The sequence below is a fragment of the Micromonospora sp. NPDC005553 genome, from assembly GCF_042871765.1.
Lineage (GTDB): Bacteria > Actinomycetota > Actinomycetes > Mycobacteriales > Micromonosporaceae > Micromonospora.
Genome location: NZ_JBIAJD010000003.1, coordinates 132,879 through 155,874, shown reverse-complemented (window position 1 = coordinate 155,874; position 22,996 = coordinate 132,879). Strand labels below are relative to the sequence as shown.

At 72.1% G+C, this 22,996-nt stretch carries 22 protein-coding genes; 10 read left to right on the top strand and 12 right to left on the bottom strand.

Translation table 11 applies throughout. From position 1 onward, the window contains the following. Window positions 1–15: 15 nt before the first annotated feature. The 4 genes from ACFYPG_RS13165 to ACFYPG_RS13150 all read right to left on the bottom strand — a co-directional run bounded on the left by ACFYPG_RS13165 (window position 16) and on the right by ACFYPG_RS13150 (window position 4,385). On the bottom strand, window positions 16–1,647 hold the full coding sequence (locus ACFYPG_RS13165; protein WP_387352002.1) for a hypothetical protein: 1,632 nt from the start codon (window positions 1,645–1,647) through the stop codon (window positions 16–18). Window positions 1,648–1,756: 109 nt separating this feature from the next. Beyond that, entirely contained in the window at window positions 1,757–2,761 is a 1,005-nt protein-coding gene (locus tag ACFYPG_RS13160) for a glycine betaine ABC transporter substrate-binding protein (protein WP_355005953.1), read from the bottom strand. Between the two features lie 200 nt (window positions 2,762–2,961). Continuing rightward, window positions 2,962–3,702 carry an ABC transporter permease gene (locus tag ACFYPG_RS13155; RefSeq protein ID WP_387352000.1) on the bottom strand — a complete coding sequence of 247 codons (741 nt, stop codon included), beginning with the start codon at window positions 3,700–3,702 and terminating at the stop codon, window positions 2,962–2,964. Then, the gene (locus ACFYPG_RS13150) at window positions 3,699–4,385 is read right to left on the bottom strand and encodes an ABC transporter permease (RefSeq protein ID WP_091403225.1); all 687 of its coding nucleotides are present in this window, start codon (window positions 4,383–4,385) and stop codon (window positions 3,699–3,701) included. The genes ACFYPG_RS13155 and ACFYPG_RS13150 overlap by 4 nt, the downstream gene beginning before the upstream one ends. 2 nt (window positions 4,386–4,387) lie before the next feature. Here ACFYPG_RS13150 and ACFYPG_RS13145 point away from each other — a divergent pair, with 2 nt between their 5' ends. After that, entirely contained in the window at window positions 4,388–5,392 is a 1,005-nt protein-coding gene (locus ACFYPG_RS13145; RefSeq protein ID WP_387351998.1) for an ABC transporter ATP-binding protein, read from the top strand. A 73-nt stretch (window positions 5,393–5,465) separates the two neighbouring features. Here the strand turns inward: ACFYPG_RS13145 and ACFYPG_RS13140 are convergent, their stop codons facing one another. The 7 genes from ACFYPG_RS13140 to folP all read right to left on the bottom strand — a co-directional run bounded on the left by ACFYPG_RS13140 (window position 5,466) and on the right by folP (window position 10,060). Further along, a complete protein-coding gene (locus tag ACFYPG_RS13140; RefSeq protein ID WP_372493575.1) occupies window positions 5,466–5,897 on the bottom strand; it encodes a hypothetical protein in 432 nt (143 codons plus the stop codon). A gap of 125 nt (window positions 5,898–6,022) precedes the next feature. Further along, a complete protein-coding gene (locus ACFYPG_RS13135) occupies window positions 6,023–6,331 on the bottom strand; it encodes a hypothetical protein (RefSeq protein ID WP_355005956.1) in 309 nt (102 codons plus the stop codon). A gap of 53 nt (window positions 6,332–6,384) precedes the next feature. Further along, window positions 6,385–7,599 carry an ABC transporter permease gene (locus ACFYPG_RS13130; RefSeq protein ID WP_387351997.1) on the bottom strand — a complete coding sequence of 405 codons (1,215 nt, stop codon included), beginning with the start codon at window positions 7,597–7,599 and terminating at the stop codon, window positions 6,385–6,387. A 119-nt stretch (window positions 7,600–7,718) separates the two neighbouring features. Further along, entirely contained in the window at window positions 7,719–8,255 is a 537-nt protein-coding gene (locus tag ACFYPG_RS13125) for a DUF3180 domain-containing protein (protein WP_355005958.1), read from the bottom strand. A gap of 19 nt (window positions 8,256–8,274) precedes the next feature. After that, a complete protein-coding gene (folK, locus tag ACFYPG_RS13120) occupies window positions 8,275–8,802 on the bottom strand; it encodes a 2-amino-4-hydroxy-6-hydroxymethyldihydropteridine diphosphokinase (RefSeq protein ID WP_387351996.1) in 528 nt (175 codons plus the stop codon). Continuing rightward, window positions 8,799–9,167, bottom strand: coding sequence for a dihydroneopterin aldolase (folB, locus tag ACFYPG_RS13115; protein WP_355005960.1), 369 nt, complete (start codon window positions 9,165–9,167; stop codon window positions 8,799–8,801). The genes folK and folB overlap by 4 nt, the downstream gene beginning before the upstream one ends. Continuing rightward, window positions 9,164–10,060, bottom strand: coding sequence for a dihydropteroate synthase (gene folP / locus ACFYPG_RS13110; protein ID WP_387351994.1), 897 nt, complete (start codon window positions 10,058–10,060; stop codon window positions 9,164–9,166). The genes folB and folP overlap by 4 nt, the downstream gene beginning before the upstream one ends. A gap of 356 nt (window positions 10,061–10,416) precedes the next feature. Between folP and ACFYPG_RS13105 the strand changes: the two genes are divergently transcribed. The 7 genes from ACFYPG_RS13105 to ACFYPG_RS13075 all read left to right on the top strand — a co-directional run bounded on the left by ACFYPG_RS13105 (window position 10,417) and on the right by ACFYPG_RS13075 (window position 18,905). Continuing rightward, the gene (locus ACFYPG_RS13105) at window positions 10,417–10,731 is read left to right on the top strand and encodes a hypothetical protein (RefSeq protein ID WP_355005962.1); all 315 of its coding nucleotides are present in this window, start codon (window positions 10,417–10,419) and stop codon (window positions 10,729–10,731) included. A gap of 13 nt (window positions 10,732–10,744) precedes the next feature. Next, entirely contained in the window at window positions 10,745–11,107 is a 363-nt protein-coding gene (locus ACFYPG_RS13100) for a hypothetical protein (protein ID WP_053654782.1), read from the top strand. Between the two features lie 70 nt (window positions 11,108–11,177). Continuing rightward, complete coding sequence (locus ACFYPG_RS13095) at window positions 11,178–14,612, top strand: ATP-binding protein (protein ID WP_387351993.1); 3,435 nt, start codon at window positions 11,178–11,180, stop codon at window positions 14,610–14,612. A 1-nt stretch (window position 14,613) separates the two neighbouring features. Next, window positions 14,614–16,563 carry an MFS transporter gene (locus tag ACFYPG_RS13090; protein ID WP_387351992.1) on the top strand — a complete coding sequence of 650 codons (1,950 nt, stop codon included), beginning with the start codon at window positions 14,614–14,616 and terminating at the stop codon, window positions 16,561–16,563. Next, entirely contained in the window at window positions 16,560–17,117 is a 558-nt protein-coding gene (locus ACFYPG_RS13085; protein WP_387351991.1) for a hypothetical protein, read from the top strand. The genes ACFYPG_RS13090 and ACFYPG_RS13085 overlap by 4 nt, the downstream gene beginning before the upstream one ends. Beyond that, the gene (locus ACFYPG_RS13080) at window positions 17,114–18,292 is read left to right on the top strand and encodes a M23 family metallopeptidase (RefSeq protein WP_387351989.1); all 1,179 of its coding nucleotides are present in this window, start codon (window positions 17,114–17,116) and stop codon (window positions 18,290–18,292) included. The genes ACFYPG_RS13085 and ACFYPG_RS13080 overlap by 4 nt, the downstream gene beginning before the upstream one ends. Before the next feature lie 13 nt (window positions 18,293–18,305). Further along, on the top strand, window positions 18,306–18,905 hold the full coding sequence (locus ACFYPG_RS13075; protein WP_387351987.1) for a hypothetical protein: 600 nt from the start codon (window positions 18,306–18,308) through the stop codon (window positions 18,903–18,905). A gap of 3 nt (window positions 18,906–18,908) precedes the next feature. Here ACFYPG_RS13075 and ACFYPG_RS13070 read toward each other — a convergent pair whose 3' ends face one another. Continuing rightward, the gene (locus ACFYPG_RS13070; RefSeq protein WP_387351985.1) at window positions 18,909–19,322 is read right to left on the bottom strand and encodes a hypothetical protein; all 414 of its coding nucleotides are present in this window, start codon (window positions 19,320–19,322) and stop codon (window positions 18,909–18,911) included. Between the two features lie 336 nt (window positions 19,323–19,658). Between ACFYPG_RS13070 and ACFYPG_RS13065 the strand changes: the two genes are divergently transcribed. Both ACFYPG_RS13065 and ACFYPG_RS13060 read left to right on the top strand, forming a co-directional pair. Next, window positions 19,659–22,220, top strand: coding sequence for an FtsK/SpoIIIE domain-containing protein (locus ACFYPG_RS13065; RefSeq protein ID WP_387351983.1), 2,562 nt, complete (start codon window positions 19,659–19,661; stop codon window positions 22,218–22,220). A 28-nt stretch (window positions 22,221–22,248) separates the two neighbouring features. Then, on the top strand, window positions 22,249–22,968 hold the full coding sequence (locus tag ACFYPG_RS13060) for a hypothetical protein (protein WP_387352688.1): 720 nt from the start codon (window positions 22,249–22,251) through the stop codon (window positions 22,966–22,968). The last annotated feature ends 28 nt before the right edge of the window (window positions 22,969–22,996 follow it).

Genomic DNA, 22,996 nt, shown 5'->3' with positions numbered 1-22,996 from the left:
GAGCCGCCTGACCGGTCACCGCCAGCGGTCGGTGGGCGGCGCGCCCCCGGCACGCGGCACGTCGTCCTGCGGCGGGTAGCCGTAACGCTCGTCGACCCGCCGCCGGCCGGTCCGCTCCGGCGCGGGTTCCGCCTGGTGCCCGCGTTGGCGCGGTGGGCGCCACTCGTCCGGCATCGGCACACCGCCCACCGGCAGCGCGGGCCTTTCCGGCTCGGGCCGCCGACCGCCGTCGTGGCGGCGCGGTTCCTCATACCGGCCGGCGTCCTCGTGACGGCGCGGCTCCTCGTGACGGCGCGGCTCCTCGTGACGGCGCGGCTCCTCGTGACGGCGCGGCTCCTCGTGACGGACGGCGGCCCAGCGGTCGGCCACCCGGTACTCGGTGCCGGTGGCGTCGGCGTGCACCTCGGCCCGACGTTCGCCGACGCGCAGCTCTCGACCGTTCTCGTCGTCGCGGACGGCAGCCCACCGGTCACCGGCCCGCAGCTGAGACCAGTACTCGCCGGTGTCGTCGGCTCGCAACGGCGGCCCGGCCTGTGGCGCCGGGGCGCCCGCCCGGTCGCGCTGCTCCGACCAGCCCCGATCGTCCGGGCTGTCCCAGGATTCCGCCGCCGGCCTCTCCGGGCTGCGGTGTGACCGGGCCAGCGGGGCCGGCTCGTCGGGCTGGGCGTACGCGTCGCGCTGATCCGTCCACTCCGGTTCGTCGCGGCGGCCCGTCCAGCCCGCCTCGTCGCCGTACCCGGCTCGGGGGTGCTGCTCCGGCTCGCTCCTCGCCCGGCCGGCCGGGCGAGGGGGCTGATCGGCGTCGCCGCCCCGGGTCCACTCCTGCGCGGGTGGGGTCCACTGGCCGGCGTACCCGCCGCCGTAGCGCCCGGCCGGCTCGGCCGGGCCGCCGTCCACAACTGTGTGTCGGGTGGTGACGTGCACGGTCTCGGTGTGCCGGACCACGCCACCCGGCCGGTGCGCCGCCTCGGGGCGGTCGTGCTCCCGGGGGCGCGCTGAGCCGTACGCGGTGGCAGCCGGTCGTTCCCCGCCGTACATCCCGGCGGCGGGCTTCTCGGGGGCCTCCCGGGCGTACGCCGGCTCGTCGTCGTCCGGGTGCCCGGGGCGCCCCCACCGGGGCGCGTCGTCGGGGCCGGAAACCCGGGCGCGGCCGGCCGGCGCCTCGGCTCGGTTACGGGCCACCGGCGTGTCGTCCACCGGCGGCTCGACGGCAGCCACCCGGGCCCGTGCGGCACCCGCCGGCTCGACGGCGGGGGCGGCACCGGCGAGGGCGGCACCACTGGCGTCGAGACGGCGGTGCACCGCGGCGATCCCCTCATGGGCCCGTTGCGCCTGGTCGAGTGCCTGGTTACCGCGCTGGGCGGCGGCCACGATCTCGCCGCGCAACTCCCGACGCAGCTCCTCGATCTCGTCCAGCAACTCGTCGGTCCGCGCAGAGGCGCCCTCGTTGTCGGGCCGCAAGGCGATGGAGAGGCCGATCAGCACCACCGCGAGGATGGCGAGCACCGCAGCGAAACGCAACGGGCCATTGCCGTCGGCCACCAGCAGGATCAGCGCCGCCACCGGCGCGAGAGCGACGCCCGCCCAGAAGAGCATGGTCAGCAGCGTTGGTTGACGCCGGGCGTCAGAGGTGGCCGGGGCTGGCATGGATGTGCAGCCTACCCACGATATCCAGCGGAGGGAACGGGGTCCCCGGACGCGCGGACGCCCCCGCCCGGTCGGGGCGGGGGCGTCCTCAGCACCTGCGGAAAGGGGCTCAGCTGGTGGCGAAGGCGCCATCCGACGAGAAGATCAGACCCACGCTGATCGAACCGTCGCGGAGCCCGCTCTTGGTCAGCGGCCCGCCCTGGTCCAGGGAGGAGAACTTGCCGACCGACAGCCCGTAGGTCTTCTCCAGGCCCGGCTTGCAGAACGGACGCTGCTCGCACTCCGGCGGGCCACCCAGCACTGTCGCGCTGCCGGAGCACTTCGCCGCCAACTCGGAGAGGGTCCGCACGCCGTACTTGTCGGCGAATGCCTGGGTCACCGCGAAGGCGTTCTGGTCCTGTGCGGCGGCCGGGGTGCCGAAGGTGAGGCCGGCCTTGTCGCCCTCGGTCTTCAGCGCGGTCACCGTCGTGTTGATGTCCGGCGAGGAGATCGGCTGGGCGTTCTGGCCGTTGGCCTTGGTGTTGAGGAACTCGGCCATCGTCGCCGCATACTCCGGGACGACCTGGATCTCGCCCTTCTCCAGAGCCGGCGCGTAGAGCTCCCGGTTGCCGATCTGCTGCACCTTGACCTGGTAGCCGGCGGCGCTGAGCGCGATCCGGTACAGCTCACCCAGGATCTGACTCTCGGCGAAGTTGCCGGCGCCCACAGTGATGTCGCCGCCCGGGCCCTTGGCGATGCCGGCGGTGAGGTTGTTCGCGCTGGCGAACTCCTCGGCCGCCACCTTGGGGGTCTTGCGGTCCTCGTTGACGGCCTTGTTGAGCTGGATCAGCTTCGGGGTGTCGAGTGCTGCGGAAACTTTGTCCAGTGCGGCGATCAGCTGCGGGTTGGCCGCCTTGCTGTTGACCGCCGGGATGACGTTGTCGGAGTTCTGGAGCTTCTTGTCGTCCTGCAGAGCGATGAGCTGCTGGCCGGCGACCGGGGCGCACCCGGCGCCGGAGGCGCTCGTCTGGGGTGCGTCGGTGCCGGACGAGCCGGCGTCACCGCAGCCGGTGAGCAGTGCTGCCCCGGCGACGGCGCTGACCGCCCCGATCGCCAGGCGTGTACGTGCGCGCATGTGCCCGCCTTCCGTGTCCCGGCGCGGCCCGTCCCGGGCCGGCCGCGTGTCCGACGGGCGATCCTGACTGTCGGCCGCCCGCGAATGTCCACCCAACATGCTCCGGAACCGACCGACAACTTGGGATGGACTTCGTCACCCCATCGTCACCGATTTGACGGCTGTGGGTCGCCAGCTCGACGCGGGCTCACCCGGACGGGTCAGGCGCTCCCGGTGGCGTCGGCGGCCCGGGGCCGCCCGAGGCGCTGCCGCCCACGCCGCAGCGGCTTGGGGGTGACCAGCCGTTCGACGCCGCCGAGGACCACCTCGGCCAGCAGCGCGAGCCCGGCCACCAGCACACCACCGGCGACGATCTGCCCGCCGCCGGCCGCGATTCCGATGCCGAAGCCCGTCCGGATGATCTGGCCCAGGCCGCCGCCGTTGACGAAGGAGGCCAGCGCGGCGGTCGCGATCACCTGAACCGCCGCGGTGCGGAAGCCGGCCGCCAGATAGGGCACCGCGAGCGGCAACTCCACCCGGCGCAACAGCTGCGTGCTGGACAGGCCCATCCCCCGGGCCGCGTCGCGGGCCTCAGGGTCCACCTGCCGCACCCCGGTGTACGCGTTGGCCAGCAGCGGTGGCACGGCGAAGACGGCGAGCGCCACCACGACCGGCGTCTTCCCGAAGCCGCTGGCGAAGATCACCGGGAGGATGGTCAGCAGCGCCAGGGTGGGGATGGCCAGGGTGGCGTTGGAGATCAGCACCACAAGGCCGCCACCTCGACCGAGGTGCCCCAACCAGAGCCCGAGCGGCCAGGCCACCAGGCAGCCGAGCGCCACGGCCAGGGCGGAGATCGTCAGGTGCTCGCCGAGCCGGTCCAGCATGCCGCCGGGGTTGGTCCAGTTCAGTGGGTCGTTGATCCAGGTGACGGCCTGCCCGATCGGGTTCTCCGCGACGGTCACCGTGCCCTCCGGGTGGACCAGGGGGTCACCAGTCGGGCGACCAGGATGAGCAACAGGTCGAGCACGACCGCAAGCGCAACGCAGAGCAGTGCGGCCGTCATGATCTCGGCCTTGTAGAGGTTGTTCTGGAAGCCCGCGAAGATGAGCTGCCCGAGCCCGCCGTGCCCGACCAGCACCCCGACCGTGACCAACGCCACCGTCGAGACGGTCGCCAGCCGTACACCGGTCACGATGCCCGGCAACGCCAGCGGGAGGTCGATCCGGAACAGCCGCCTCCAGCGGCCGTAACCCATGCCCTCGGCGGCCTCGCGAACCTCCGGGGGCACCTGGTTGAGGCCGGCCACCACGTTGCGCACGATCAGCAGCAACGCGTAGAGGACCAGCCCGACCAGCACCGTGGTCGCACCGGTGCCCAGGTAGGGGGCGATGAACGCGAAGAGCGCCAACGACGGGATGGTGTAGACAACCCCGCTGACAGCGAGGATCGGACCGGCGAGCGGACGGACCCAGTACGCCAACACGGACAACGGCAGGGCGATCAACACCGCGATCAACACCGCTCGCCCGGTGAGGGAGGCGTGTTCGCGCACCGCGGCGAGGATCGTGTCAGAGTTGTCCCGCACGTACTGCCAGGAGAACCAGGGGTTACCCGGGTCGGCCCGGTAGCTCAGGCGGAAGGACATACGTGGACGTTACCCCGGAGGCTACCGACGTGACCCAATCCCCTCGCGCGGCGTCGATCTCCCTGGAGGGCATCCAGAAGCGCTACCCGAACGGCACCGAAGCTGTCCGGGACCTCAGCCTGGAGGTCCGGGCCGGCGAGCTGGTGGTGCTGATCGGCCCGTCCGGCTGCGGCAAGTCGACGGTGCTGCGGATGATCAATCGCCTGATCGAACCGACCGCCGGTCGCATCACGCTCGGCGACGAGGACGTTACGAACGTCGACCCGGTGCGACTGCGCCGTCGAATCGGATACGTGATCCAGAACGTCGGCCTCTTTCCACACCAGACCGTGCGGGCCAACGTGGCCACCGTGCCGGGCCTGCTCCGCTGGCCCAAGGGCCAGACCCGGGCCCGGGTCGACGAGTTGCTCGACCTCGTCGGGCTGGACCCTGCCGAGTTCGGCGGTCGCTACCCGCACGAGCTGTCGGGTGGCCAGCGGCAGCGGGTCGGGGTGGCCCGGGCGCTCGCTGCCGACCCGGTGGTGCTGTTGATGGACGAACCGTTCTCGGCCGTCGACCCGATCGTCCGGTCCCGCCTCCAGGAGGAGTTCCTGCGCCTCCAGGCCGAGGTGCGCAAGACGATCGTGCTGGTCACCCACGACCTCGACGAGGCCGTCCGACTCGGTGACCGGATCGCCGTCCTCTCCGAGGGCGGGCACCTGGAGCAGTACGACACCCCGGCCGCGCTGCTCGGCGCACCCGCCACCGCGTTCGTACGCGAGTTCGTCGGCGCCGACCGGGGCATCCGCCGGTTGGCGGTCACCCCGCTCGACCGGGAGGCGCTGGAGCCGGTGCCCGAGGACGCCGCACCGGACCTGCCCACCGTCGCCGTGGACGGCTCGGCGTACGACGCGTTGGCGGTCCTGCTCACCTCGGGCCGGGACCGGCTCCTCGTGACCGACGCCGGCCGGCCGGTGGGCGCGCTCAGCCGACAGCGCCTCCTCGACCTCGGCCGCCCGACCAGCTGACTCGCCCCGGCGCACGTACGACAGTCGCGCCTGACCCCACCTCGGTGTGGTCAGGGCGACTGTCGAGGCGGGGTCAGGCGCGACCGCCGAGGCTGGCGATGCCGATGATCCACCCGGTGAGGAAGCCGTAACCGGCGCCGGTGCTGGCGTCCTGAAGGGCCCCCAGCAGTGACGGTGCCGGGCCGAGCAGCGCCGCCAACACCGCGGCCAACCCGCCAGCCAGCACGTACGCGGCCCAGCCGGAGAAGAACTGGCTGACCGGGCCGGGCACCCGGGCGACCTGGGCGGCGGGCAACAGGTAGAGCAGCGCCACCGCGAGGACCACCAGCAGGACGGCTCGCAGGTCGGCGGCGAACAACCCGCCGGCCTGCCCGTCCGCGTCGAGCCGCCAGGCCGGCCAGGCGAGCAGGCGCGCGTAGAAGGCCCCGGCCGACTCCGGGTCGGTCAGGGTGACGGCCCACCCGGTGTACGCCGGACTGCCGCAGATGCCGACCAGCAGCAACACGGCGAGCGCGCCGGTGCCGGCGGCCGTGCCGTAGCGGCTGACCGGGCCGGAACGGTGGACCAGCGACGCGATCCGCCCAGGCCCCGAACCGGTGGATCGGGCGGACCTGGGCTGCCCCGAGCGGCTCAGTGCTTCATCAGGTAGTCGATGAAGGCGGCCCGCAGCAGCGGCGCCGACTCCTCGTAGCCGTGACCGGTCAGCTCCCGCCACAGCGCGTTGGCCTCGTCGATCGTCGGGCCAATCGAGTTCGGGGCGCCATCCAGCACCGTTGCCTCGTCCGCGTTCGGCAGGTGGCGCAGCACCGACCAGAAGAAGCCCACGTCCCGATTGTCCCGGGCCCGGGCGAACGCCCGCTCCCGCAACTCCTCGGTGGACAGCGCGTCAAGCTCCTCGAACGAGGTTCCGCCCGGGGTGGCGGCAGGTGAGTCGGTCATGTCGCCGAGCCTAACGGTCGAGATCAGCTCCGGCTCGGCGGACGCGGCGCGGCTCACCGCTCGTCGGTGTCCCACCGTCGCGGGCCGTCCTCCCACCGCGGATCCCGCCACGGGTCGATCGGCTGCGGCGCGGCCTGGGTCGGCAGCGTGGGAGGCCAGTTGTCGACGGACTGCGGCTGCGGCGTGGTCCAGCCCGAGCTGATCGTGCCGTCGCCGACCGGCTCGGGCCGCTCGGGCCTGCCCGTTCGGGGCCGCCCCAGCGTCTCGACCAGCCGAGTCGCCAGCAGCCCGACGCCGAGCGCGGCCCCACCGACCACCCAGTTGCTCAGCGTCCAGCCGCGCTCCGAGGCGTACACCTGGAAGACGGTGACCAGGCCGACCGCCAACAGCATGCCGAACACACCGCCCCGGCGGCCGTACGCGCTGGTGCCGGCGAGCATGGCCACGCCGACGGCCAGCACCGTCCAGTCCAGCCCCGAGGTGGGCGCCACCGGCCCGGGGTCGTTGGCGGCGAGCAGTATGCCGGCCAGAGCGGCCAGCACGGTGGAGACGACAAGCGCGGCGGCGGTCACGACGGCGGCGACCGCGCCCCGCCGACGGGCCGGATCGGCGATCGGTCGGTATCGGCCGACGAGCCGACGGATCGCCCGGATCGCGCCGAACAACCCACCCAGGACGGCCACCGCGGCGAACCCGGCGAACAGGTAACCGGCGCTGCCCCTGGGGTCGTAGTCGCCCTGTACCAGCACGGGCGCCGATCGACGTTCGATGTACACCACCACGGCGGCGGCGCCGGCCAGGCTGGCCGCCCAGCCCGGCACGTGCAGCACCACCACGGCCAGCGCCAGCGCCAGCCCGCCCACCGCGGCGACCGCCACGGCCGGGCCGAGCGACTCCGGCAGACCCCGGTCACCCTGCTCGGCGTAGTGCAGGGCGGCGGCCACCGCGATCGGGCCGACGGCCAAGTTAGGCGCGGCAGTCCGCAAGCTCAACCCTGCGGCCAGTGCGAGCAACCCCAGCCCGACCGCGTCGATCAGGAGCGTGCGCAGGTTCTCGTCGCGCACCGCAGCCGGATCCTCCCGCCAGAGCAGCCAGCTCACGACGGCCAGCCCGGCCAGCAGCAGCAGCTCCCACCCCAGGTGTACGCCGATCCGATCCCGGCCGGGCTCACCGTGGGTGGGATCGTCGAAGACGTTGTCCAGGACGGCGGCCGGCACCCCGGAAGAGGGTTCGGCCGACCGGTCCCGGCCCGCTTCTTCGTAACCCATGACGCCGCCTCCCCAGTGGCCGACCGTCCCCAGTCCGGCGCACGGACGGACCCTGGGCGGCCCTTGCTCCCCGATCGCAGGCACCGTACCCGCGACCGCAGCCGGGCGTAACCCCCTGCTCAGCGCTGGCCGGGGCGGCTCTCCCGCGGGTCCTGCTCGTGCTCGTCGTCCGGGCGTTCCGGCACCCGGCAGGAGCGCTCCAACCAGAGCGCGGCGCCGACCAGTGCCAGCGAGGCGAGCAGGCCTCCGCCGGCGGCCGGCCGATCGTCCAGGGCGGCGCGGGTGGTCTCCACGAAGAGCCAGCCGGTGAGCCCCGCGTAGAAGCCCGCGAAGATCGCGGCGGCCAGCGCCGACGCCTTGGCCAGCACCACGAAGCGGGCGACCAACAGCGGATTGACCGGCTCCCGACCCGGTTTGCGCTCGATCCGGCCCCGGGTGTTGATCGCGGCGTACGCCTCCAGCACGGCGAGCCCGGCCAGCGTCACCACCGGCAGCCAGGGCAGCCGGGGAATCCCGCTGTAGTAGAGGGTGCTGATCAGCAGCCAGGCAACCGCGGCCGCAGCCAGGCCGGCCACGACCAGGGTCGAGATCCGGGTGGGGCCCATCCGCGACCCGTCCGGGCCCGACCCGCGGGGTGGGGGCTTCGCCTGCGTCATGCCGGCCGGTTCCGCTCGGTCATGCCGTCGACTCTAACGCCAACTCCGGCCGGGGACGCAGTTCCAACGCCCCGTCCGCCGCAGGGCCGGCGGTCAGCAGGTCGGTCAGCCAGCCGTGACCGGGCAGCCGTCCGTACGGCTGGATGTCGATCCACGGACGCAGCACGAAGGCGCGCAGGTGCGCCCGGGGGTGCGGCAGGGTCAACTCCGGGTCGTCGCTGAGCACCGGCTCGTCGTCGTCGCCCCAGACCGCGATCACGTCCACGTCGAGGGTGCGCGGCCCGAACCGCCGCTGCGGGTCACGGACCCGGCCGGCCGCGCGCTCCGCGTCGCGGGCCCGTTCCAGCCAGTCGCGCGGGGTCGCGCTCTCGTCCTGCACGAGCACCACCGCGTTGAGGTACGCGGGCTGATCGGTGTCGCCCCACGGTGGAGTCTCGTACACCCCGGAGAGCACGAGCACCGCGTCGCCGAGGGTGGCGACGGCCGTGCGCAGGTGCTCCAGGCGGTCGCCCAGGTTGCTGCCGAGCGAGAGAACCGCCCGGGTCACCGGGTACGCGCCCGGGTCATCGTGACGGCCACGTCGGTGAAGGTGTGCGGCACCGGCGCCTCGGGCTTGTGCACTGTGATCGTCGCGGCGTCGACCCGAACGTCTGCCAGGCAGACCGCGAGGAGCCGGTCCGCCAGGGTCTCGATCAGGTTGACCGGCTCGCCGGTCACCACCGCGACCAGGCGTTCGGCCAACTCGCCGTAGTGCACCGTGGCGGCAACGTCGTCACTGGCGGCGGCCGGGCCGAGGTCCAGCTCCAGGACGGCGTCGACCACGAAGTCCTGCCCCTGTTCGCGCTCGAAGTCGTACACCCCGTGCCGGCCGTGCGCCCGCAGGCCGGTCAGCTGGATCCGGTCCGTCGTCATCGCCGTACCCCATGCTCGTGATCGTGGTGGGTCAGCTTCCTGTCGTGCTGCGGCACGGCCAGACGAGGGCTGCCGGTCGCCGCCCAGACGGCGAGCGCGTCGGCGGTGGCCCGCACGTCGTGCACGCGTACGCCCCAGGCGCCCGCGGCGACCGCCAGCACACTGGTGGCCACGGTGGCCGCCTCCCGCTGGGCGGTCGGTCGCGGCGTACCGTCCGCGGCGGCGAGCAACCCACCGAGGTACGACTTGCGGCTCGCCCCGAAGAGCAGCGGGTAGCCGAGATCCAGCAACTCCGGCAGGCGGGCGCTGAGCTCCCAGTTGTGCGCGGCCGTCTTGGCGAAGCCGAGCCCGGGGTCGACGATGAGGCGGTCGGCGGCCACCCCGGCGGCCAGCGCCGTGTCGATCCGTTGGGACAGCTCGGCCCGGACGTCGGCCACCACGTCCGTGTAGGTGGCCAGGTCGCGCATGGCCCTGGAGTGCCCTCGCCAGTGCATCAGCACCCAGGGGCAGTGCGCGTCGCGGACCACCCGGGCCATGTCCGGGTCGGCCAGGCCACCGGAGACGTCGTTGACCACCGCCGCGCCGGCGGCCAGGGCGGCCTCCGCGACCCGCGCGCGGCTGGTGTCGACGCTGACCGCCACACCGGCGGCGGTCAGTTCGCGAATGACCGGCAACACCCGTTCGGCCTCGGTCTCGGCGTCGATCCGCGCGGCACCCGGACGGGTCGACTCGCCGCCGATGTCGACCAGCTGCGCTCCGGCGTCCCGCAGACGGACGCCGTGTCCGACGGCGGCATCCAGGTCGGCGTACCGTCCGCCGTCGGAGAAGGAGTCCGGTGTGACGTTGAGGACGCCCATCACCACCGGGCCCGAAGCCCGCACCAGATCGGTCACGACTAGACGGTACCGGTCGCGGCGGCGGCGCCCAGCGACCCGGGTGGGCCCCGCACCACTACCCCTGACGTGCCGATTAGAACAGGTGTACGATCGGTCATCCGGGCAGTATCAGGCAGTCCCTTCGCGGCTTGTCGCAATCCGGGGCGGCCCGTACGCTTTGGAATTGGCCAGCATCGAGATGGCGAAGCTTGGAGGGAGGGCCGAAGCGGGGAAAATCCGCCCAAACCTCGCCACCCTCCGTGGTGAGTAACGAACACAGGGTCAAGAACGCCATGCCCTGTGGAGCACTTTTCCCGCCAGGCTTGCCTATTGCACCGCCGCGGCATCGCCGGCCGCGCTATGGGGAGGTTCCAGTGATCGCCTACGAGCTCATGGAGACGGCGTCGTCCGGCGTCGCCCACGCGCTCTCCACCCTGGCGTCGACTCCACTCGCGGAGCCGGCACCGAAGGGGATCGACACCAACAGTGTCGTCACCTTCTTCGCCAGCAAGATCGCGCCGATCCTGCTCGCAGTCCTGGGCGTCATCTTCATCGGCCGTGCCAGCCGAGGCGAGATCTCCAAGGTGCTGACCAGCTCCGCGATCGCCATCGTCGGGCTCGCCTTCATCGCGGGCGCGGCAACACTCTTCTTCGTCGGCGATTACCTGATCGACCTGATCTTCGAATAGGCGCGTTCACCAGATGCGGCTGCGCACCGACGACGACATCTACCGGGCCCGCCTGGTCTACCTCGGGCCGCCCGGTTACACCCTTCCGGTCCACCTGCCCTACGCCCAGTACGGGCTCTTCATGTTGCTGGTCCCCCTCTACATGTTCATCCACTGGCTGTTCACGTTGACGGTCGAGCTCTTCCCCGCCTGGGAGATCGCGCTCGCCATCGTGACCACGTCGTTCATCTTCCGGCACGTCGACCCCGATCGGCCGGCGCGGGTGGTCATCCGCACCGCGCTGACCGACTGGCGACGCACCCGGGAGCCGGCGGTCGAGCAGCGCGATCCGCGCCTGGTCGGCAGCCGGATCAGGATTCGGGAGGAACTGGCATGACCGGACGTATGTCGAACGGTCCGTCGCAGGACGCGGGCATGGGTCTGCCGGCAGCCGCCGAGGCGATCGCATGAGCCGCTCCTCCACGCCGGGCTCCCCGGCCGGCCGCCCTGGCGCACCGGTCGGTCACCGTGCGCACTCGTTCGACTACATCGAGGACGAGGACGAGGTTGCCCTCGACCCCGCGCTGGTGACGTCGCCCGGCCACGGTGCCGTCGGCGTGTTCCAGGCACCCCGGCCGGTTCCCCGCCGGCCGCCACCGGCCGAGCCCACCGCCGTGTCGGCCGGCGAGAACGCCGACATCGACTCCCCCTTCCTGGACCTCTTCGGTGGCGGAGGGCGACCCGGCACGGCGCGAGCCGTCACGGCCGGCCCGAGCACCCGCGAGCAGCCGGCGATCCCGCATCAGCCGCCACCAACCGCCGGCCCGGCACCCGCTCGCGCGGTTCCCGAGCTTGAGCCACCGTGGACCCCCGCCGACAACGGTGGCCTACCCGCCGACCCTCGGCACGGGGGCGGCCACCAGGCCAGCGAGTCCCGGGTGCCGCATCAGGCCGGGGATCGACGGCCGATGGGGCGATTGTCCGATGAGCCCGATCCGTCCGCCGGCGGTCCGTCCGCGACCACCGGCCCCGCCCGCCGACCCGCCAGCACCGCGCCGAGTGGCCGCCCCCCAGCGACGCCGGCGGCCCGACCGGCTGCTCAGGCGCAGCCCCAGCCGACGGCCGCCAGCCGGTCCACGGCTCCGCCGGAGCAGCCGGCGATGATCACATCTGCGAATCGGCCAGCTCTCGAGCGCACCGCGCGTCGGTCCACCGACCCGGAACGACCCAGAGGCACCGGCACCGCGGCCCCCGGTAAGGAGATAGCCGCACCCCGACAGCGCACGGCGAGCCGACCGGACCGACCGATCAAGCCGACCCGGGTTCGCGCTCCGAAGATCAAGTTCGGTGATCGGGATCCGTCGGTCGAACTGGCCATCACCGAGATCGCCGGCCACCTCACCTTCACACCGAACACCGTCACTGCCTGGTACTGGCTGCCCGAGGTCCGCTGGGCGTTCCGGCCGGACGCCGAACGCGAGGCGCTGCTGTCGGCGATCTCCGAGCAGTACGCCGGCCTGGCCGGCTTCCGACTGCACCTGCGCCGCACCACCCGGCCGTTCCCCGCTGACGAGTGGGCTCGCACCATCGACACGCACACGGCGGCGCCGCTGCCCGACGTTCCCGGCACCACCGGCTGGGCCGACCACCTGGTCGCCGCCCAACGCCACCTGATGGCGGTCAACCACGCCGAGGGCCAGACCTACCTCGGTGTCACCTTCGCCCGACGTTCCCTCGGCGACTCGCTCACCGAGCGGCTGCTGCGCACCTTCGGACGAGGCACCGCCGATGGCGAGCGCCGCAAGCTCGGCCGCACCGTCGAACAGTTCGACGAGGTGCTCGGGGCATTCGGCATGCGCGGCCGACGGGTCACCGCCCAGGAGCTGGAATGGCTGCTCTACCGCTCGGTGGCGCTGTGCATGTCACCGCCGAGCACCCTCTCCCCCGTGACCGACGGGCGCTGGGAGCGCGGCGACCTGCTCGCCATGACCGAGCAGGTAGAGCGCTACCGCACCCCGTACGGCTCGACGGTCAAGCTGGTCAACCGGATGACCGGCGAGGAGCGGCACGTGGCAGTGCTCGCCGTCGGTCGGATGGAGCCGCTGGAGATCCCCGAACGACACGAGCCCTGGCTGCACTTCCACGAGCGGCTGCCCTGGCCGATGGAGATCTCCACCCGCGTCGACATCCTCGGCTCCGGCGACTCCTTCCGTAACCTGGAACACCGGCTGCGGATGATCCGCTCGCAACAGCTCGACTACGCCGAACACGGCATCGACGCGCCCCCGGAGCTGGAACGACTGGCCAAGCGCGCCCTGGTGATCGGCGACGAGATGACCACCGGTCTCCCGGTCGACTCGGCCCGTGCGCACGGCTGGCACCGCATCGCAGTCGGCGGCCGGACCAGAGAGGAATGCCTGGAGCGGGCCCGTCGGCTCATTCAGCTCTACTCCCGGGAGCTGCGCATCTCGCTGCAGCACCCGAAGAACCAGGACTGGCTGGCCCGCGAGTTCATCCCCGGCGAGCCGATCGCCAACACCGGCTACGTGCGTCGCATGCCGGTGCCGTTGCTCGCCGCCGCGCTCCCCCAGGCCGCGTCCAACGTGGGCGACCGGCGGGGCGACCTGATCGGCCGTACCGCCGGCACCTGCCGCCGCCCGGTCTTCCTCGACCTGCACTTCCCCATGGAGGTCCGGGAACGCTCCGGGCTCGCGGTCTTCGTCGCCGAACCGGGCGGTGGCAAGTCCACCCTGCTCGGCGCCCTGGGCTACCTGGCCGCCCGCCGAGGTGTCCAGGTGACTCTGCTCGACCCGTCCGGCCCACTGGCCCGCCTCTGCGCGATGCCCGAGCTGCGGCCGTACTCCCGGGTGTTGAACCTGACCGGCTCGGAACACGGCACCCTGGCGCCCTACTCGCTGATCCCGACGCCGCTGCGCTCCGAGTTCGGCACAGGGGCCGCCGGCGACCGCGAGTTCGAGATCGCCGTCTCCAACGCCCGGGCCGAGCGGCGGATGCTGGTCCAGGACATCTGCATGATGCTCGTCCCGCCGCAGGTGGCCAGGGAGGCGTCGACCGCCACCCTCTTCCGGCACGCCGTCCGCCAGGTCCCCGCCGAGGAGACCTCCACCCTCGACGACGTGGTGAGCTGCCTCGGACGGCTCGACGACGACGCCGGCAAGGAACTGGCCAACCTCCTGCTGGACACCGCCGAGATGCCACTGGCCATGCTCTTCTTCGGCCGACCGCCGGAAGGGCTGCTCGGTGCCGACGCGGCACTCACCGTGATCACCATGGCCGGGCTACGGTTGCCCGACCTCAAGATTGAACGCGAGTACTGGTCAGCCGAGGAAGCACTGGCCCTGCCGATGCTGCACACAGCGCACCGGCTCGCCGTCCGGCGCTGCTACGGCGGCTCGATGTCATCCCGCAAACTCGTCGGCCTCGACGAGGCGCACTTCATGGAAGGCTGGCGGTCCGGGCGGTCCTTCCTGGTCCGACTCGCCCGCGACTCCCGCAAATGGAACCTGGCCGCACTGGTCGCCTCCCAGAACCCCCGCGACATCCTCGGCCTCGACGTGCAGAACCTCGTCTCCACCGTCTTCGTCGGCCGCATCGCCGAGGACGCCGAGATCGCCTCCGAAGCGCTACGACTGCTGCGTGTGCCGGTCAACGACGGGTACGAGGCCACCCTCGCCTCGCTCTCCGCCGCCGACGCCAGCTCGTCCAGCCGGCTCGGCTTCCGCGAGTTCGTGATGCGCGACGTAGACGGACGAGTGCAGAAGGTCCGAGTCGACGTCTCGTACGTCGAAGGGCTACTGGACCACCTCGACACGACGCCAGCCGCGATAGCCGCGGCGGCCGGAGTCCTGCCGAGCATTCCCCTGCCGGATCTGGAGGCGTGACATGGCTAGGGCCTGGGCAAGGACCGCGTCGTTCCTGCTCGCCCTTGGCGTACTGGCCGGGGCTACCCTCACCTGGCCGCTGATCGGCGCGGAGGCCGCAGCCGCCGCACCGCCCGCCGCCCAGGCCCGCGCCGACCTCTGCACGACCGCCGAATGGCAAGCCGACTTCCGCGCCTGCGTGGCAAAGCTACAAGCGGTCAGCGAAGACCAGGTCACGTGCCGCAACGCACCAACCCCGGGTACGCCGGACTCCGGGCTCGCCGGCTGGTTCGCCGCCGCGCCACCGACGGAGGCCGCGAATGGAGTAGCTGGTCGGTACAGCCTCTATGGCTACGGCGGCTACAGCTATAACACCTATGACATCGACGGTGGCTGCGCCTCAAGCGTGCTTCATCCGGACTACAAGTTCACCACGACGATCGCCAATGGCGAGTTCATGGCCGCAACGGCGATCATCGGTGCGTCAAATGCGCTCAGAGAGCGCGCCTGGGACCCCGGTTCGATGTGGGGATGGGCTGACCCGCTTGTCGAACAGGCGACTAAGGCCGTGTACCAGAAGGTGTTCAGCGTCTTCGGAATCGTCACCCTGTGTGTAGTGGGACTCTATCTACTCTGGCGGTCCCGACAGTCAGACATGAGCAACGCGATGACCACCGCGGGCTGGGCTCTGCTGGTGATGGTCGCGGTCACGGCGCTGGCTGCGTGGCCGGTCAAGTCAGCGAACATCGCCGACGGCGCACTTGTCACCAGTCTGGGAGTGGTGCATGACGCCGTTGGGCCGCAGGCGAAGGAGCCGGACCCTGGGCGCTGCATCGATCCTGACCGCTGCAAGGACCTTCGAACCCCCGCCGTCCGAGCCAGCGACACCGCTACCGAGACAATGCTGTACCGGAATTGGCTCCGGGGCGTATTAGGTTCAGCAGAAAGCGAGACCGCGATCAAATACGGCCCCGCACTCTACGATGCAAAATCTTTGACGTGGGGCGAAGCCAAGTCAATGCGCGCCAGCTCGGCGGCCCGAGAAGCGACGATCAAGGCCAAGCAGCAGCAGTGGGCCCGGGTGGCGCAGCAAATCAAGGCCGAGGACCCAGAGGCGTACGAATATCTCCAGGGTGTCCGCGATATGGATCGGGTCGGCGCAGGTTTCATCGCCGTGCTCGCGGCTCTGCTCTTTGCGATGTTCGACCTGACCGCGTCGCTACTGGTCCTGCTGGGTTTCCTGATCTTCCGGTGGGCGGTGATCGCGGCACCGATCCTGGGCACCATCGGTCTGCTGCGGCCGGCCAGCGCCGGTCTGCGGCGATTGGCGAACGCCGTGGTCGCCGCGCTGTTCAATATCGCCATCTTCGGTACCGGGGCAGCGATCTACCTGTTCGCCGTCGACCTGATCATGAGCACTCCCACCATGGCGGGTTGGCTTCAGGTGGTGCTGGTCTGGCTCTGCGGGGTGGTCGGGTGGCTGCTGCTGCGGCCGTACCGGCGGATCACGCAACTCGGCGGCAAGGACAGCAGCGAAGCGGTCAGTTCGGCCGGATCCTGGCACCGCCGGTTCTTTCGCGACATGCGGACCGCCGCTCGGCTGGACGTAGCCGAGCCGGGCGGGACCGCCGAGCCGGTGGGCGGACGTCGACGGTCACCCAACGCGGAACAGACCCGACTACGCCCGGAGGCGCGGCGGGAGGACCCGGCTCCGGTGCCGACAGCCGCGGCCGAGGGCCGGCGCGCAGACACGGCGCGCCCCGACGGCCGAGAGCGGCCCGACGAGGCGCCGGCGGAGGAGGGCAAAGGTCAGAGCCGCCCAACCGCCCCGCAGCCCCGACGCCGACAGCCGGCGACCTGGACCGAGCCGGATGTTCCGGCTGAGAACCCGTCGTTCGTTGTCTACCGCCCAGGCTCCACCGAGCGTGTACCGGATCGCACCGGACCTCGGGTGCGCTCAGAGGCGAGGTGACGGCGATGCGACGGGCGCTGGAATTTCTCTTCACCCGGGCGCTGCGGTCCCGGCTGGGCGTTGCGCTCGTGATCGGGGTGGTGGTCGTCGGTGTGCTCGGGGCGGCCAGGCTGATCTCCAGCCCGGGTGACTCAGCCGATGGGTTGAGCAGCCGTCCGGATGGGCCGATCATCACGGTGGACCCGACGGCCGGGGACGACGGCCTGCTCAACAGCGCGGCTCCGCCGCGACCCGTGACGTCGCCCGGCGCCCGCACGCCCGAACAGACCGCCGACCGCTTCGCCAAGGCCTGGCTGGGCAGTCCCGGGATGACCACCGAAGAGTGGCAGGCTGGCCTGCGGCCGCTTTCCACGCCGGCGCTGAGGGAGAAGTTAACTGGCGCCGAGCCCGAGAGCGTGCCGGCCGAGAAGGTCACCGGTCCTCCAGCCATGCGAGAGCGGACCGAGACGTTCGTCGAATTGCTGCTTCCCCTTGATGCCGGCGGGCTCCGGTTGGAGTTGGTCACCTCCGACGATGGTTGGCTGGTCGACGTTCTGGACTGGGAGCGGCCATGAGCGACGTTGGTAACGCCGGAACCCGCCGCGGCCCCCTCCGGCTCGGTGTGGTCGCCGCGGTGCTCACCGGGATGCTGCTTCTGCTCTGCTGCACCGGCGGCACCGCGGCGTTCTTCCTCACCGGGCTCGGAGGCGACGACGCCGAGAACGGCGACACCATGGCAGGCAAGGAGTGCGGGCCGGTCCGAGCGGTGAACATCGCGGGCAAGCTGCCGCGATTCGCCCAGTACGGCGACACACAGGTCCGCAATGCCGCGATCATCATCAAGGTCGGCCAGGACATGGGCGTGCCCTCGCGAGGCTGGGTGGTCGCCCTCGCCACCGCCATGCAGGAGTCCGCGCTGCGCAACCTCGCCAACAGCGGCGTACCCGAATCCCTGGCCCTGCCACACGAGGGTGTTGGCGCGGACCACGACTCGCTGGGCCTGTTCCAGCAGCGGCCGGGGTGGGGCAGTGTCGCCGAGCGGTTGAACCCCGCGTACGCGGCCCGCAAGTTCTACGAGAAGCTCGTGAAGGTGGAGAGCTGGCAACAACGACCGCTGACCGTGGTCGCGCAGCGGGTCCAGGTCAGCGCCTACCCGGACGCGTACGCCAAGCACGAAGAGGTAGCCAGCCGGATCGTGGACGCACTGGCCGGCGGGGCGGCCCGCACCGTCGAGATCAACGGCAAGGCGGTGTGCAACGCGGCCGAACGCGGTCAGATCGCCGCCTCCGGCTGGACCGCGCCGATCCCCGGCGGAGTCGGCTCCGGTTTCCGCACCGCCAGCCGACCCAGCCACAACGGAGTCGACATCGGCGCGGCCAAGGGTACCGAGATCCGCGCCGCAGCGACTGGCCGGGTGCTGGTCTCGACCTGCGACGAGGACCGCCGCGGCCGGCAGGACTGCAACGTGGACGGATTTCCCGGAAAGGGGGGCTGCGGCTGGTTCGTCGACCTGCTGCACGCGGGCGGCTACATCACCCGGTACTGCCACATGGTGGTTCAGCCCTTCGTCAAGAAGGACCAGATCGTGACGGCCGGTCAGGTGATCGGCAAGGTCGGCAGCAGTGGCAACTCCTCCGGCCCGCACCTGCACTTCGAGGTGCACCTGCGCAACGACCGTAACGCGTCTGGCGCGGTGAATCCGGTCCCGTTCATGCGCGGGCGGGGTGCCCCGCTGCGCGCCGCTGAGTGAGGCCAGCACCTGTATGACCGGGCCGTTACCTGATCCCTTCGCCGACCAGCCGGACTGGGCGCCGCAGCCGCCGAGACCGCTGACCATCGTCCCTGCGACTGAGCGGGTCGAGCTGCGCGGCCAACGGGTGCTGGTCGGGCTTCCCGGGATGGGTTGGCGCGGGGACCTGCGCGCGGACGACCGGGTCGTGCAGAGCGCCCGGACCTACGTTCCCGTGATCCCCGAGCACGAGTGGTACCGGGCCGAAGCCGACCAGGTCGAGGTGTTCGCGCCTCTGGTGCCGGTGGAGCGGGTCTGGGTGGAGACGGTCGGCAGCCGTCCGGCAGTGGACGACGCCCGTGACACGGGCATCCGGTTGGTCTCGCTGGACGGCCCGGCACACCGGACCCCCACGCCGGTCTTCGAAGCGGACGCGGTCACCGGTCGACGGGTGGTGCACGTCGAGGGCGGCCTGGAGCACCGTGACCTTCGAGCGGTCACCGAGACCTACTCAGGCGCCGAAGGGGACATCTGCGTGCGAGTCACACCCGAGGTGGAGTGGTACCGCTGGGCCTGGCGAGGCCAGTCACCCACCACGCTGGAGGTGCCGGTTCATCTCTTGTGGATTGAATGAAAGTTAACTAATCCGGGAGCCAGCACAAACACGCCAGCCGTCCCGGTTGTTCAAATCGAACTGCCACGTGTCTGCCAAGCTCTGATGAATTCCGTCAATTGCGGCGCTCCGCCGGATGACAGCGACAACGGTGGCGTCGGCGCCGGCAGTCTCAGTAACGGCAACGTCCTCGATGTTGATCGAAAAAGAGACGCCAAGTTCCCGCTCACGTCCGGCAACATCCGCAGCGAACTCATCGACCGAGGGGACCGCGCCCTCGCAGGTGAACAACCCCGCTCGGTTCGGGTCGCGAGAGACGAGCGTCGCCTGAAGGTAATTGATCACCGCGACGTCGGGGGTGCTGCGGTCGGGTGTCGAGGCGCGGTTGTACCAGACCACGGCGGTGGCGATGCCTCCGAGGCAGAGCAGGGCGAGCACGCCAGCGACGACTGTGAGCACCGTCCGCGTTCGGCGGCGTGGCGGCTGCGGTGCCGGCGTTGCCGGGGCGGGCGGCAGCTGCTCGGACGGTGTCCGCTGGGCCGGTACGCGGGAGACCTGGGAACCGGCGGGGGGCTGCACTGATTCCACCTCCTGAAGTTATCGGCTGGACGCTCCGGAGCCAATGCCTCAGATCCAGCGGATCGTGACGGACCCCTCCCCACCGGTGAGATCCACGACAACACCGGCGCAGCGCCGAGGCACCTCCCGGAGGAGGACCGTCGGCTGGGATACCGTCTCTGCTCGGGGAGGGGTTGCCAACCTCGGGTAGAGGGGGTGGACGCGGTGGCCGGTCCGAAGGCTCGCACGAACCGCGCCGCAGCCCTGCACCGTCGGGCGTCGGCCGTCGCGACCGCGGCTGCCGGGATCCTGGACGAGACGCGGCCGGCTCCGGCCGATCAGCGCCGCCAGTACGAGGTGGCCGACCGGTTGCGGACATCTGCGGCCTTGCTGGCGCCGGGCTGGTCGGGTGCTGCACTGGACTCACTCACCGTGGACTCGCCGGCCGGTGATGGTCCGCCACCGTTCGTTCGGGTCGGTACTGCGGCGCCGTTGGACGACGCTCGTTTCCCCGCGTTGGTGCCACTTGTCGGCACCGGTCACCTCAGCGTGGACGCTGACGCACGGGAGCCACGGGTTGCGGGGTTGCTCCGGGCCGTACTCCTGCGGTTGTTGGGTGCGGCCCCGGCGGGTGCCCTGCTGATTCGCGCTGTGGATGCCACCGGGGCTGTGCTGACACCGTTCGGGGCACTCGCGGATGCTGGCCTGTTGCCGCCACCGGCGGTGGACGTGGTGGGTCTGCGCGCGGTGCTGACCGAGGCGGAGCAGTGGGTGACGCCGGGGGCGAGTGGGCGACGCCGCCACGATCGGACGCTGTTGCTGGTGGTGGCCGCGCTTCCGGAGTCGACAGGCCCGACCGATCTGGCGCGTATCGAGACGTTGGCCGAGCAGGGGCCGGCCGCTGGGCTGCACCTGGTGGTGGCGGGTTGGCCGCCCGCCGGCCCGTACTCGGCCCGGGCACCGCTGCCGCACACCACTGCACTGGCGTTGCGGAATGCGTACGCGCTGCTCGGCGATCCGCCGGGGGCGTCGTTCGCCGGGCCGGGCGCTGATCCGCCGGGCGGTTTGAACTCGCCGGTCTTCGTCGAGTCGGACCCGCCGGCCGAGCTGGTCGACGCGGTTTGTCGGCGGCTCGCCGAGCAGGTGGAGGCGGGCTCCCGGTTGGCGTTGGGTGCGCTGCTACCGCCGACGGGTGAGCGACTGTGGGAATCGGACTCGGCCGACGGGCTGACCACGACCGTCGGCGATGCCGGAGGCCGGTCGGTGCCGTTGGGCTTCACCGAGTTGACCCCGCACTGGCTGGTGAGCGGCCGGTCCGCGGCGGGCCGGGCGGCGTTCCTGACCACCGCGTTGCTCGGCCTGGCCGCCCGGTACGGCCCGGACGACGTGGCGTTCTACCTGGCGGATCTCGGCGACGGCGAGTCCTTCGTGGAGTTCCTGCAGACCGAGCGGGACAGGTCGTGGGTTCCGCAGGTGCGCGCGGCGGCGATGGCCGCCGACCGGGAGTACGTCCGGGATCTGCTGGACGAGTTGGCGGCCGAGGTCCATCGCCGCACGGAGGCGGGTGCTCGGGCCGGGGGGCAACGCTTCGCGGAGCTGCGTCAGCACCAGTCGCTGCCCCGGATCGTCTGTGTGGTGGACAATGTTCCGCTGCTCTTCGCCGAGCGGGACCGGCTGGCCGCCGAGGTGGCCGCCCAGTTGGACGGGCTGGCCCGGGCGGGTCGGGCGTACGGCGTGCATCTGGTCCTGGCGGGTGCTGGCGAGTTGGGGCTGAGTGCGCGGGCGGATGCTGGTCATCGGGATTCGGTGCTCGGGCAGTTCCCGGTGCGGGTGGCGCTGCCGGGTGGCAGTCCGGTGTTGGAGCCGACAAACGACTCGGCGGCCGGCCTGCCGGTGGGCAGCGCGGTGGTGAACACGGCCGGCGGGCTCGGCGGCCCACGGGGCGCGATCCGGGGTCACGAGCGGTTGATCCGTCACCCGGACCCGCAGGATCATCCGGAGGTCGTGGAGAAGCTGCGGCACGAGTTGTGGGAGGCCCGTCCGGCGGGGTCGGTGCCGCCGGTGGTCTTCGCGGGTTACGCCCGCCCGCTGCTGGGCAATGATCCGCGCCACCGGGCGGCCCTGGCGGGACAGGCTCACGGGCCGGCCGCCCTGTTGGGCCGGGCGGTGGACGTGGCCCGCTCGACGGTCGCCGTGCCGTTGGGGCCGGCGGCTGGGCGCAACCTCGCGGTGTTGGGGTCGGGCACCGCGGCGGGCGGGCTGTTGGCGACGGCGGCGCGGAGCACGTCGGCTCATCACGCGCCGGGCAGTGCCCGCTTCCTGGTGGCGGCGCCGGATCCCGGGGCCCGGGTCCTGGCGGAGGCGTTGACGGCCGATCTGGCGGCCCGGCATTCGGCCGAGTTGGTGGATCTGCCGATGCTGCTCGCGGACGCGGCCCACGACCTGCCGACGTATCTGGTGGTCTTCGGGCTGGACCGGCCGGGGCCCCGGGAGCTGCCGCTGGACCGGCTGCGGTCGCTCCTACGGGACGGGCCGCCGGCGGGGCGGCATCTGCTGGGCTGGTGGCGTGCGGTGCCGCCGTTCGCCGCGTTGTTCGAGCCGGCGGGTGAGGTCGACAAGCTGGCTGCGGTGGCCGTGCTGGACGTGCCGGTCGCGCAGCTCACGGCGGTCTTCGGTCGGCCGGTCGAGTGGCAGGTGCGCCCCGACCGGGCGGTGCTCTGGGACGGCCCGGACGAGCGGGGCACGGTCCTGGTGCCGTTCGCCGACGTGGCCGGCTGATCGGGTGGCGCACGTGGAGGGTGTCGAGGTGGATTCGATCGCGACGGTGACCGGGCCGGGGCGGCAGCGGGCAGCTGCGGTGATCGGGGACGCCACGCCGGGGGCGGTCGAGCCCGGCAATGCCTGGACTGAGTATCTTGCGGCCGCCCGCCAGCTGGACGGGGTACGCCGGGGTGCGGCTGCCGCCGCCGGTGAGCAGGCCCGGTCGGCGGAGGCCGCCCGGGAGGAGTTGACGGTGCTCCGTACCGGGCTGGCGAGTCAGCAGGAACGGTTGCGCGAGTTGGGCGTACCGGCGATCTCCCTGGTGCCGTCACCGCCGGAGCTGACCGAGGCGGCCCGGTCGATGGCGGGCGGCCCGGCGGCCGTGTTGGCGGCGCTGCGGACCGCGCGTGGCTGGGCCGAGGCGGCGGAAGGGGCGCTGGCCGCGCGCCGCCGGTTCCGGCCGGGGTCCTGGCCCGCGAGGGCGCGCAACCTCCTGGTGTACGGGCCGTTCGCGCTGTTGGTGCCGCTGATCCAGGTCGTGGTTCTGGCGGCGACGGGGGTGGGACCGGCCACCGTGGCGGCGTTGATCTGCGGGCTGCCGATGCCGGCGGTCGCGTTCGTCGCCGGTTGGATCGGCATTGGCCGGTTGTTCCGGGTCAGCCCCACCGAGCGGCTGGACCGTACGGTGCGTTTCGGCGCGTTGGTGTGCCTGGTGCCGGCGGTGCTGGCCACGGCCGGGCTGCTGCTGGCCCTGCTCGCTGGCTGACGGGCGGGACCCGCTCGGCCGGGGCACT